An 11,462-nucleotide genomic window follows, 5' to 3' on the forward strand; every position below is an offset into this window, starting at 1 on the left:
GCGATGCACATTTCAAGGCCGGATCCATCGTGAACCGCACCATTCCGCTTATCCTGGCGGTCGCTCTATTCATGGAAAACATGGATTCGACCGTCATTGCGACATCGTTGCCGGCGATCGCCATCGACATCCACACCAGCCCGATCGCGCTCAAGCTGGCGCTGACCGCCTATCTGGTATCGCTGGCGATTTTCATTCCGATCAGCGGCTGGATGGCCGACCGCTTCGGCGCCAAGAATGTCTTCCGTGCCGCGATCGCCGTGTTCATCGTCGGTTCGGTCGCGTGCGCCATTTCCAATTCGCTGCCGGCTTTCGTGGTGTCACGTTTCCTGCAAGGCATTGGCGGCGCCATGATGACGCCGGTCGGACGCCTGGTGTTGGTACGCGCGACGCCGAAAAGCGAGCTCGTCGCCGCCATGTCGTGGCTGACTGTCCCGGCTCTGGTCGGCCCCCTGGTCGGCCCGCCGGTTGGCGGCTTCATCACGACCTATTTTTCCTGGCACTGGATTTTTCTGATCAATGTGCCGATCGGGCTGATCGGCATCTGGCTGGCCACGCGTTTCCTGCCGAAGACCGACGCCGCGCAGACGCCGCCGCTCGATCTCGTCGGTTTCGTGCTGAGCGGGCTGGCGGCATCGGGCATCGTGTTCGGCCTGTCGGTGGTCAGCCTGCCGGCTCTGCCGCCAGTTGCCGGCTTTATCACCGTTGCCGTCGGGCTGGCATCGGCGGTGCTTTACCTGCTGCACGCGCGCCGTGCCAAGAATCCGCTGCTGGCGCTCGAGCTGTTTCGCAATCGGGTGTTCCGCTCGTCGGTGCTCGGCGGCGGACTGTTCCGCATCGGCATTGGTGCCGTACCTTTCCTTTTGCCGCTGATGTTCCAGATCGGTTTCGGGCTGACGCCGTTCCAGTCCGGCATGATCACCTTCGTCTCGGCAATCGGCGCCATAGGCATGAAATTCGTCACCGCGCTGATCTTCAGGGTCGCCGGCTTCCGCCGGGTGCTGATTTCAGGCTCGCTCATCGCTGCCGCGTCAATCGCCATCAACGGCCTGTTCACACCCGACACGCCCTACGGGCTGATCCTCGCCATGCTGCTCGCCGGGGGCTTCATCCGCTCAATGTTCTTCACCGGCATCAATGCGCTTGCCTACGCCGAGATTTCGGCCGCCGACACCAGCAAGGCCACGCCGATCACGGCGGTGTTCCAGCAGTTGGCGATCGCACTCGGCGTGGCGCTGGCCGGCGGCATCCTGGAAGTGTCGACCAAGATCCATGGCGGCCCGCTGACGCTGAGCGACTTCCACACCGCCTTCTTCATCGTAGCGGCGGTGTCGGCGGCAGCCTCGCTGTCGTTCATGCGGCTGGCGCCGGACGCCGGCAATGCCGTGTCGGGACATGGCAGGTTGACGCCGCCGAAGACGCTGGAGCCGGTGAGCCCGCCGGGGAGTTGAGGAACCCTTCCCTTCTCCCCTTGTGGGAGAAGGTGGATCGGCGCGCAGCGCCGAGACGGTTGAGGGGTGTTGGAAAAAATGAGGCGTCGGCGTTCCCTGGAACACCCCTCATCCGACCTCGCTTCGCGAGGCCACCTTCTCCCACAAGGGGAGAAGGAAAGGGCGCTACCCCTTGAAATCCTTCGCCAGCAAATACAGCTCCACCGATTCGTCGCGTGAGGCCGGCGGCTTGACGTGATGGACCGAGCGGAAATTCCGCTTAAGCCTGGCCAGCAATTCGTTTTCGGCGCCGCCCTGAAAAGTCTTGGCGAGGAAATGTCCGCCCGGCTTCAATACCGACAGCGCGAAATCGGCCGCCACCTCGCAAAGATGCATGGTGCGGATGTGGTCGGTCCGTTTGTGGCCGGTGGTGGGTGCGGCCATGTCGGAAAGCACGATGTCGGGCTGGCCGCCCAGCGTCTCGGCCAGCTTTTCGGGTGCCTGCGGATCGAGGAAATCCATCAGCAGCACCGGCGCGCCCGGCACGGCGTCCATCTCGAGATAGTCGATGCCGACGACGTTAGGGTGTTCCGCGGTCGACTTGGTACGCGCGGCGGCGACCTGGCACCAGCCGCCGGGTGCCGCACCAAGGTCTATCACCTTCATGCCAGGCTTGAGCAAATGGTGCTTGTCGTCGATCTCGATCAGCTTGTAGGCGGCGCGCGAGCGATAGCCGTCGGCCTTCGAGCGCTGGACATAGGGATCGTTGATGTGGCGCTGCAACCAGCGGCGCGACGATTCCTTCAAGCCGCTTTTCTTCTTGATCTTCGTCTTCAGCACGCGAATGCCGGCGGAGCTCGGTCTTTCCGGTTTCTTGGTCATTGCCGGCCCCGCCCGCTGTTGCGCCAGACGCCGTCATCGGCCATCAATTCGCTCAATATGCCTTCGCGCAGGCCGCGGTCGGCGACACGCAGCCGCTCCGACGGCCAGACGGCACGGATCGCCTCCAGTATGGCGCAGCCGGCCAGAACCAGGTCGGCGCGGTCGGCGCCGATGCAAGGGTTGGCGACGCGCTGCTGGAAATCCCAGCCGACCAGCTTTTCGACCATGCGGTCAACGCTGTCGCGATCCATCCACAGCCCGTCGACGCGGCGGCGGTCGTAGCGTTCGAGATCGAGGTGGACGCCGGCCAGCGTCGTCACTGTGCCCGAGGTGCCGAGCAAATGGAATTTCGGGCTGGACAGGAGGTGGCTCAGCCGGTCGCGCCCGTCGAAGGCGCGCAGCCGTATTGCGACATCCTCGACCATGTCGCCAAAGATCTCACGCGTCACCGTGCGGCCGCCAAAACGCTCGGCCAGCGAGACGACGCCGACCGGCAGCGAGGTCCACGAGACGATGTGGTTGGCGAGCCTTGGCGAGCGGTGGCCGGTGAGGTCGATCAGCGCGATTTCGGACGAGCCGCCGCCGATGTCGAACAGCACGACGCCTTGCGTGTCGCGCTCGACCAGCGAACCGCAGCCCGACACCGCCAGCCGCGCTTCGGTCTGGCGGTCGATGATCTCGAGCTTCAAGCCGGCCTCGCGCTCGACGCGCTCGAGGAACTCGACGCCGTTGGCGGCGGTGCGGCAGGCCTCGGTGGCTATCAGCCTTGCCTTCCTGACCTTGCGGTTGCGCAATTTGTCGCCGCAGATCTTCAGCGCTTCGACCGCGCGGTCCATTGCAGCCTCGCCAAGCCGGCCATTGGCGGTAAGGCCCTCGCCCAGCCTGACAATGCGCGAGAACGCATCGATGACGCGGAACTGGCCATGACGCGTCGGCACCGCGACCAGCAGGCGGCAATTGTTGGTGCCGAGGTCGAGCGCGGCAAAGACCGGTAATTCCTGCAGCGGCGGCGGTGTGCGGGCACCTTGCTCCGGCCTTGGCGAGGCTGGAGGCAATTGCGCGAGCGAAGACGGGGGAGCGATCGAAGCCGCTGGCTGGGGCGGGCGAGCGGCCGGGGCCTCGCCGGCGGCGGGCACCGAAGTGCCTGATATCACCGGACGAGTCTCGTCGCGTGCGAAAACCTTGCGCCCGCGCCGGCGCTTGCGCCGTTTCTTGGGTTTGCCGTTCTGATGCGGGCCGTTCTGACCCTTATAATCGTGGGACGTGTCGCCAGCCTGTCCATTGCCGGACCGGGGCTGCACCTGACGGCCGTAGCGTCCGGTGGATGGGCTTGCCTGGCCGGACGGCGGCGGCGAACCCCTGGACATGCCCACTTCCGGCGCGCCAGCACCGGCTTCGTGGTCTTCCACTGTCGTTCCTTCCGGCGCCGCGCGAACCGAGACCGGACGCAGCAGGCGCTTTTACATGTTCAAGTTGCCGCCAGACTATCAGCGCACGGCCGGATCACCAAGAGTGCTCGCGGCGAATTTTGGCGGCGGCATGAAGGCGGCGACGTCGGTGACCCCTTCTCCCCTTGTGGGAGAAGGCGGCCGAGCGAAGCTCGGTCGGATGAGGGGTGCTGGACGGATCGCGGCATTGAAGATGTAACCCCTTCAAATCATTTTATTTTTTCGAGCCGAGTTCCTTCCGGCACCCCTCATCCGGCTCGGCGCTGCGCGCCGATCCACCTTCTCCCACAAGGGGAGAAGGGAAGGCGCGAGCGCCACAACGCGCCTTCCCGGTTGAATAGCCGGCTTCAATGAGGCATTTCTGAAATGGAGGGTAAATCATTCGGCAACGCGGGCGGTTTGCCTGCTGCGAACCGGAAAACGGTACGGGCTGCAACGCATGATCGTCATGCCATGAACTGGAGGCGCTATTTCTGGCCCGTCGTCGGCATCGCCGCGGTGGTGTTCTCGCTGTGGCTGCTGCTGCACGAATTGCGCGGCATCTCGCTTGATGATGTCTGGGCCGGCATAATCGCCATCCCGGCGCGCGGCTGGGTGCTGGCGGCGCTGAGCTCGGTCGTCGCCTATGCCTCGCTCGCCGGCTACGACCACATCGCGCTGCTGCACATCGGCAAGAAAGTATCGTGGCTGTTCGTCACCTTCTGCTCGTTCACCACCTACGCACTGTCGCACAATATCGGCGGCTCGGTGTTTTCCGGTGCGGTGATCCGCTACCGCGCCTACGGCACCAGGGGCCTGACCGGGCAGGATGTCGGCATTCTGGTGGCGATCTGCTGGATCACCTTCGTGCTGTCGACGCTGTTCGTCTCAAGCATCGTCCTGCTGCTCGAGCCCGAGGTGATCGACCGGTTTTCCGGCACGCCGCATCACCGGCTGTCGCAAGCAGCAGGGCTCGCCATGCTGCTCGTGGTGGCGGCCTACATATTCGGCAGTTGGCTGCATCTGAGACCACTCAGGATCGGCAGCTTTCAGCTGCATTATCCGGCGCTGCCGATCGTGGCGCGGCAATTGCTGGTCGGCCCGATCGAGCTGCTGGCGGCGGCGGCGATCATCTTCTTCGCCCTGCCCGCCACCGGCAATCCCGGCTATTTCGTCGTGCTCGGCGTCTTCCTGGTGTCGTTCTCGATCGCGCAGATCTCGCATGCGCCGGGCGGGCTGGGCGTCTTCGAGGTGGTGTTCCTCGCGGGCTTGTCACATATGGACCAGGTCGGCGTGCTGGCGGCGCTGCTGGTGTTCCGGCTGTTCTACCTGATCATCCCGCTGCTGATCGCGCTGGGCGTGGTGCTGTTCTTCGAGCACTCGCAATACAGCCGCAGCGAGAGTTGAGACATCAGGGGGCAAGCGCTCCAGACTGCGCGTGAAGAATGGGCAGAGGGTCGCAAGGCCAGGCGCGGCCTGCTGTTTCAACGCTGCGAAGCTCGAAGGTCACGGCATGGATCCTAGGGTCTCCGCTACGTCGCTTCGCTCCTGCTCCGCCGCCCTAGGATGACGAGGGCGTGTTGGCTTTTGGCTAATCGCAGCTGTTGGAAATTGGCACTGGGACAGTCGCAAATGTCTGGAAACTGGCGCAAATCACAATCCTGGAGATTGGCCGAAATAACACTCCGTTCGTCATCCTAGGGCGGAGCAGGAGCGAAGCGACGTCGCGGAGACCCTAGGATCCATGCCGTTACAGTAGCCGAAGCGCGCAGCGATCCAATGATTTCACTGTCTCGCCACGAAATGTGTACGGATGGGAGGCAACTTAAAAACTTGAAGCAATCGTGTGCCGATTGAAATGCCTACGGCAGGGTTGACTATTTTCCGGCGGCGGCTACAAGGCACGCGCGGCGACATCGCCGCCCTGCCGCGTGGTTTTCAATAGCCGCGCCTGCTGGGGAATAGGTTAACGGTAGACCCACGGACTCTGACTCCGTTAGTCCTGGTTCGAATCCAGGTTCCCCAGCCAGCTTCTTTTATTCAATAAAAATAGTTGCTTAGCAGAAGTTCGGAAATCGCAACCGGACCAGTTTTCCGGCGCATAACCGGATCATTAGCTACTCTTCCCCGGCGCGATGCTAGATGAATCGTTTTGATGCACGCCTGCATTGCACGTTAGCGCTGCTTGAACCAAATTAGCGAAGGCAGGGAGGCGACTACAATGAATGCCGGAATGCGCTCCGGCCTGCATGAATGCTACCGGACACGAGTGCGAATGCTCATGCATGGGGGTCAACCATGGCGTGGGCAACGATGGAAGTTGGTTCGAAGTGTCGGACACGTTCGCCACGCGGTGGCATGAGCGCGAGCTTGCTTGTCGGTTGATGACAGCCAAATAGACAAGGGGAAGAGGGCGAGATGCGTGTTTTGATAATCTGGGTCATGGGCATCGTTTCACTATCGATCATTGGTTCGCTCATCGGATTCGCGCTCACAAAGGAGCATGCGGGCAGTAACGCTGGCGCGATTGCGGGGGCTTGCGCATTCACATGTTTGCGCTTGTGGTTTAGCCCGCCCTCTCAAAAATCCAACTGAGACACTACCGGATCGGGTTGTGCCTCAGTTTGAATTTCAGCCCACGACCTATTGCGGACATCTGTAGAAGGCGGCACTCCTACCACGTGCGCGATAGGTCGAATTTGGCAACTCATAGGGGATGAAGGTGCGATGATCTTTGGAGGGGGCCATGCACCAAGGGAGCGAGAATACCTTTTTATCGACGGTGGTTGCCTGCGAGCAAGCGTCAGGAAGATTTGTCAGGATTTATTTGGAGATGCGATCGCCTATCAACCATATGTCCCAGCGATGGCAAGTGGGGCATACGACAAGATCTTCTTTTACGATGCTGTTCCAGGCAAGGCGCATGGAGAAGCCCAGGGCGCGTATGAAGCTCGTGTGCAGCCAGACTACGATCACCTTGCGAAAATTCAGGCGCTGGATCGTGTCCACGTTGCACTTGGGCAAATCGTAGGGGCTGATAAGCGACAAAAAGGCGTCGATGTTAGACTAGCAGTTGATATGATGACCCACGCTTTCCGAGGCAACATATCGAAGGCAACACTGTTTGCGGCCGATTCCGATTTTGTTCCTCTCATCAAGTCCCTGGTCAGCGAGGGATTACATGTAACTCTCTGGCATCCCCCGCAGGCGAACGCTGAATTGAAGGGTGCGGCAGATAGCACGCGCCTATTCGATTTCAAGGCTAGCCATGATTGCATGACCGTTGATGGTCAGCAGTCGGCATTCCGATTTGGGGCATCTGGTGGTGGTTCGATGGTGCCTGCGAACGATGCTTTGGATAACATTGTGACCGTGGGTGAACATGCGTACGCCGGTCGTTGGCAAGGTGGCACTCTGAGAGTTTGGCGCAGCGGTCCCGGAATAGGTTGGTCCTACGTGGATTTTTTGGCACCTGGCGCCAGCTTGGCGAGAGCGCTAACCGCGTTCGATTTGATTTATCCTTGGGGTATTGCGGCCACAGGTGAGGACTGGATCGAAGTCTAGCCGCCTGTCTCCTTTTCGATGCGCCCGTGGGCCGAGAGCATCGCCGGGCAAATCGGCAAAGCCGCGAAACCGGAAAACGAGGCAGGCGGCGAAAATGAAATTAGTGCACTGTCACCGTAATTCCGCATGACAACCACCGCAAAATGCGGGTCTGGATGATGACCTCTGGCAGCCAAACCCCGTCCGCGTTAGAATGGGACAGGGGGACATTCACCAACCCAGCAAGGGAGGTCCGCCATGAAAGTCAAAGACGCAATGCATAAGGGTGTCGACTGGGTCAGCCCCGAAACCGCTGTCACCGAACTGGCGAAAATGATGCGAGCCCAGGATATCGGGTCGATTCCCATTGGAGAGAACGACCGACTGATCGGAATGGTGACCGACCGCGATATTGTCTGCAACGGACTGGCAGAAGATGGTTTCGACGGCCGCATCGCAACGGCGCGCGATGTTATGACGGCCGGCATTCACTGCTGCCGCGAAGACGACGATCTGGCCAAGGCCGTACGGCACATGGAAGAACTGAAAATCCGCAGGTTGCCGGTGATCAACAAGAATATGCGGATGGTCGGCATCCTTAGCGTCGGCGACGTCAGTCAGTCGGCACCGAGGGAACTGGTGTCCGAATACGTCAAGAGCGTTTCCGCCCACCACCACTGAAGGGCGGCTCGCCCGTGCGCTAAGGCCTCAGTCTGCCGCCGCGCTGGCCACAGCGCGCCGGCAGAAATGTCCGGTCATCGAGGCCGTGGCGCACCGGAAAAGCCCGCCGGCCGAAGCCGGCTGGAGCGTCTGCAGTCGCCAGAGTGTGGGTAACTTTATGCAGCCTTCAGGTTAATCACCCGCATCACTGCGACCGCTGTTCCGTTGTTCGTAGCAGCCTCCTTCGTGCTACCCTTGCCGCAGCTCCATACGTCACCCTCCTTGGCCGTGAACTGCATGTCTCCGGCCGTGACCTGCAGCTCGCCTTCAGTGACCGTGCAGACCATATCGTCGGCCATGACATCCCCGAGCGGGCTAGTTGCCTTTGGCTGGTAGACGACGTCTTCCATGGCAATTTTCTTGTACCCCTTGATATGGGAGTCTCGTGTTCCCAGTTCGACGAGCCGAACGCCGGGAAAAATCTCTTTGCCATCAGTCGGACCGTAGGTCTTGGCCGCTACCGGAATGGGCTTTGCGACCAATAGCGGGGCCGCCAACGAGGTGGCACCAAGGGCGAGAGCATTACGTCGATTCATCTTCATAACATCCTCCCTGAGTTAGTTCGCCCGACCGGGCGAACCTGATATTTTACGCGCCCGTTCAGCCAAATAGTCAAAACACAATTGGGCAAGCCAACGCCTGGCCTGCGCGCGTTCTGGCGTGCCGCTGTCCTACACCGCCGAAGTGCTTCGCGCGTCTTGGCGGCTCGCTGCGGCTGGCTGCGCATGGCCTGCCTGCCACACCTCTTGACTGTCCGAGCGGGTTAGATACTTTTTGCTGCGTGCCTTGAGAAAAGCGGTGCCGGGCACCTTGGCCAGCCGCGTGATAACCGACGAATGGGTGAGCCCTCACGTCGAAGAGAAAGAAGAAACAGCACCAGCTCTTGCTGGCCGCGCTGCCTAAAGCGAAACCGAAAATGACCTAGATTGTTGATGCGACGCGGGAAATTGGCCGCTAAGGATGAATTGCGGTGACAGTGCACTTTTACCATGTCGCCTCCGCCGCATTGTGCACCTTGCCCGCGTTCCCGGTCTGCGGCATCCCCCAGCACCGTACCGGCGAGCCAAAGTGTTTTCACGTCCGAAGACTATGTGTTCCACAAGAACTGCTCATCGAATATTGCCGCGTCGCCGATGTCGCGGTTTTCGATGCACCCGTGGGCCGAGAGCATCGCCGGGCAAATCGGCAAAGCCGTGAGAACCCGGAACGAGGCGCGCGGCGAAAAGAAAATAGCGGACTGTCACCGTAATTCCTAAAACCTCTCCGGCAACCCTTCTACTCCCCGACAATGGACGTCGGCGGGCGTGCCGAGGTTATCGGATCGGCATGACGAAGGACGATCCTCCACGCGCCTTCCTCGCGCCGGAATATGGTGGTGACTCGAAGCGCAATCGGCACCAGTTTGTTGCCACCACCGACCTTGGATTGGAACCGCTCGACCTCGATGATGTATCCCAAGTCGGCTGTCGCATACTCCGAGATGCGCTCAAAGCCGATGGCCTTGCCGTGCCGGTAATTGGTGGCGGCCCGTTCCATGGTCTCAGCGGCCTTTCTCCATCCCTTCGCCGGCGGGCCAAAGGGATTGGCAATAATGACGTCGTCCTGTCGCGAGTAGAGGTTTTTCAGGGGCTCAGGATCGCCCTTTACGAAGGCATCCAGAGCCAGATGATCCTGCTCGATAAATTTCGTCAGGTCGGAGGCTAACATCTTAACATCGCCCCATGACTAAAAGAGAGCTCTATCAAGCGCTTCATCCGCCCTTCGCCTTGCCGTAGGCGTTCGGGCTGGTGTCCGGAGTATAGATCAGAATTACGGTGAGTGCACTTTTTACCATGTCGCCCCCGTCGCGTGGTGCACCTTGCCGGCGTTCCCGGTCTGCCGCATCCCCGGCACCGTACGGGCGAGCCAAAGTGTTTTCACGTCGGAAGACTATGTGTTCCACAAGAACTGCTCATCGAGTATTGCCCCGTCGCCGATGTCGCGGTTATCGATGCACCGGTGGGCCGAGAGCGTCGCCGGGCAAATCGGCAAAGCCGTGAGAACCCGGAAAACGAGGCACACGGCGAAAAGAAATTAGTGCACTGTCACCGTAATTCGTTAGATCGGGGAACGGCCGGCCACCCCCAACGCCCCGCGCTTCGAGGCGCGAGAGATTGGATGCCGTCGTTCGGGATGTAGGTGTTCATACGGTTGAGTTGGGAGTTATCGAACGGAAGCCGATGATTTCAATATAGCAGACTTTGAGCCGGGACGCTAAGGAATATGGGTAAATATTCCTAATTCGGCATCGGAGCGCCGATGGCGTCTAGCTCGTCTGATAGATCGAACAAAAAAGCGAACATATCGCTCACAGTGAAATGTGCACCGAGGATCGGCTTTCCGTTATCCGCTGGCGAATATGAATACGTATGCCATGTCACAGGGGGATAATTCGGGTTTGTAAAATTAAGGTGGCCCCCGTGATGAGCAACTCCGTTTCGGATGAGCCATGCAAACTGAAAAATCTGTGGCCAGCCTTTCGTGTCTGTCCCGAAAACTGACTGAATATGCGGGCGATGAAATTCATAGAATTGAAGGAACACAGCATAAATCATGCGGTTATAAATTTGAGTAAATTCCTCTATTATATGATCTCCGGGAACTGGCGTTTTGCCTTTAGCCTTTATCTCCAAAATTATTTCGTCAATCTTAGTATTGGCAACCGTTAATTTCATTGGGTGAATAATGGGAAATAGTATCTCAAGCGGCAGCGAACTACATATAATACACATCGCTTGCTTATCATTTGTAAGGTCGATTTGCCGCGCATAACCAATCCGGTGATAGCAAGCGCATCTGTCAGGTGCATGGCGAGCCACACCGTGCTGAATAGGCGCGACTTTCCACGTGTGAAGTGTTTGTCGCCGACGGTGACCAGCATGACGATTGAACCCCATGAGGCGCTGCAGGAACCTACCACGCCTCGCCTAATTCTCTCTTGCGCGCGGTTAGAGTCAACGGTTCAACGTTCGCCTTCGGCTCACCGCGCTTGGCTAAAACTAAGCGCGATGACTAATGACAATGATATTGGGAGAAAATGAAAAATTATCGATTCCGCGATCATCGTAGTCCACCCGCAGGCGATATACTCCAATATCGTGCGCTTGGAAGATGACATTGATTTGTGAAAATCCGTCCGGACCAGTTGCGGCGGCTGACAAATTGATCTCCCTCTGAGGACCAGAAAATCCAAAAGAGTCCACAATGGAAAACTTTAGTCTGCGGCCAGACACAGGGGTCAATATGTTGTCGTTAAATACTAGGCGCACGTAAAAAGTAAGAGGGGTATCAGGGCCAGTGATGATCGGTACTTGCGCAGGCAAGAAGCACTCTGGCCGGGGCTCGCTTCTAATTATTATCGCGTATGCGATCGTATCGGCTATCGGCTCAAGCGAGTGCGCAATCTCTTTGCAAGTTGGCG

Annotated in this window: 10 protein-coding genes and 1 tRNA gene; 5 read left to right on the plus strand and 6 right to left on the minus strand. The window is 59.5% G+C overall.

Annotation, left to right across the window (positions count from 1 at the left end; all coding sequences use genetic code 11):
- Positions 1-29: 29 nt before the first annotated feature.
- Positions 30-1,451 carry an MFS transporter gene (locus tag NKJ23_RS18880; RefSeq protein ID WP_352636844.1) on the plus strand — a complete coding sequence of 474 codons (1,422 nt, stop codon included), beginning with the start codon at positions 30-32 and terminating at the stop codon, positions 1,449-1,451.
- A gap of 165 nt (positions 1,452-1,616) precedes the next feature.
- Here NKJ23_RS18880 and NKJ23_RS18885 read toward each other — a convergent pair whose 3' ends face one another.
- Both NKJ23_RS18885 and NKJ23_RS18890 read right to left on the minus strand, forming a co-directional pair.
- Entirely contained in the window at positions 1,617-2,312 is a 696-nt protein-coding gene (locus NKJ23_RS18885) for an RlmE family RNA methyltransferase (protein WP_023674449.1), read from the minus strand.
- Positions 2,309-3,721 (minus strand): Ppx/GppA phosphatase family protein, encoded by a 1,413-nt coding sequence (locus NKJ23_RS18890; protein WP_352681675.1) that lies wholly within the window; start codon positions 3,719-3,721, stop codon positions 2,309-2,311. Before NKJ23_RS18890 ends, NKJ23_RS18885 begins: the two co-directional genes overlap by 4 nt.
- 492 nt (positions 3,722-4,213) lie before the next feature.
- Between NKJ23_RS18890 and NKJ23_RS18895 the strand changes: the two genes are divergently transcribed.
- The 4 genes from NKJ23_RS18895 (at position 4,214) to NKJ23_RS18910 (ending at position 7,963) form a co-directional block, all read left to right on the plus strand.
- Positions 4,214-5,146, plus strand: a complete 933-nt coding sequence (locus NKJ23_RS18895; RefSeq protein ID WP_352681677.1) for a lysylphosphatidylglycerol synthase domain-containing protein — start codon at positions 4,214-4,216, stop codon at positions 5,144-5,146.
- A gap of 548 nt (positions 5,147-5,694) precedes the next feature.
- A tRNA-Gln gene (locus NKJ23_RS18900) sits at positions 5,695-5,768 on the plus strand.
- Positions 5,769-6,466: 698 nt separating this feature from the next.
- Positions 6,467-7,303, plus strand: a complete 837-nt coding sequence (locus NKJ23_RS18905; RefSeq protein WP_352681679.1) for an NYN domain-containing protein — start codon at positions 6,467-6,469, stop codon at positions 7,301-7,303.
- Positions 7,304-7,540: 237 nt separating this feature from the next.
- Positions 7,541-7,963, plus strand: coding sequence for a CBS domain-containing protein (locus NKJ23_RS18910; protein ID WP_023674444.1), 423 nt, complete (start codon positions 7,541-7,543; stop codon positions 7,961-7,963).
- A gap of 155 nt (positions 7,964-8,118) precedes the next feature.
- Here NKJ23_RS18910 and NKJ23_RS18915 read toward each other — a convergent pair whose 3' ends face one another.
- The 4 genes from NKJ23_RS18915 to NKJ23_RS18930 form a co-directional block, all read right to left on the minus strand.
- Positions 8,119-8,544 carry a hypothetical protein gene (locus NKJ23_RS18915; RefSeq protein WP_023674443.1) on the minus strand — a complete coding sequence of 142 codons (426 nt, stop codon included), beginning with the start codon at positions 8,542-8,544 and terminating at the stop codon, positions 8,119-8,121.
- 733 nt (positions 8,545-9,277) lie between these two features.
- The gene (locus tag NKJ23_RS18920) at positions 9,278-9,709 is read right to left on the minus strand and encodes a YybH family protein (protein ID WP_023674442.1); all 432 of its coding nucleotides are present in this window, start codon (positions 9,707-9,709) and stop codon (positions 9,278-9,280) included.
- Positions 9,710-10,278: 569 nt separating this feature from the next.
- Positions 10,279-10,938 carry a hypothetical protein gene (locus tag NKJ23_RS18925; protein WP_352681681.1) on the minus strand — a complete coding sequence of 220 codons (660 nt, stop codon included), beginning with the start codon at positions 10,936-10,938 and terminating at the stop codon, positions 10,279-10,281.
- 102 nt (positions 10,939-11,040) lie between these two features.
- Complete coding sequence (locus NKJ23_RS18930; RefSeq protein ID WP_352625258.1) at positions 11,041-11,364, minus strand: hypothetical protein; 324 nt, start codon at positions 11,362-11,364, stop codon at positions 11,041-11,043.
- Positions 11,365-11,462 lie beyond the last annotated feature (98 nt).

Source organism: Mesorhizobium sp. M0184 (assembly GCF_040322215.1).
Lineage (GTDB): Bacteria > Pseudomonadota > Alphaproteobacteria > Rhizobiales > Rhizobiaceae > Mesorhizobium.

What these genes read in the sequence shown, in the direction of transcription:
- NKJ23_RS18920 (WP_023674442.1), bottom strand. Translation starts at nt 9,709, where the DNA reads ATGTTAGCCTCCGACCTGACGAAATTTATCGAGCAGGATCATCTGGCT.
- NKJ23_RS18925 (WP_352681681.1), bottom strand. Translation starts at nt 10,938, where the DNA reads ATGGGGTTCAATCGTCATGCTGGTCACCGTCGGCGACAAACACTTCAC.
- NKJ23_RS18905 (WP_352681679.1), top strand. Translation starts at nt 6,467, where the DNA reads ATGATCTTTGGAGGGGGCCATGCACCAAGGGAGCGAGAATACCTTTTT.
- NKJ23_RS18915 (WP_023674443.1), bottom strand. Translation starts at nt 8,544, where the DNA reads ATGAAGATGAATCGACGTAATGCTCTCGCCCTTGGTGCCACCTCGTTG.
- NKJ23_RS18885 (WP_023674449.1), bottom strand. Translation starts at nt 2,312, where the DNA reads ATGACCAAGAAACCGGAAAGACCGAGCTCCGCCGGCATTCGCGTGCTG.
- NKJ23_RS18895 (WP_352681677.1), top strand. Translation starts at nt 4,214, where the DNA reads ATGAACTGGAGGCGCTATTTCTGGCCCGTCGTCGGCATCGCCGCGGTG.
- NKJ23_RS18910 (WP_023674444.1), top strand. Translation starts at nt 7,541, where the DNA reads ATGAAAGTCAAAGACGCAATGCATAAGGGTGTCGACTGGGTCAGCCCC.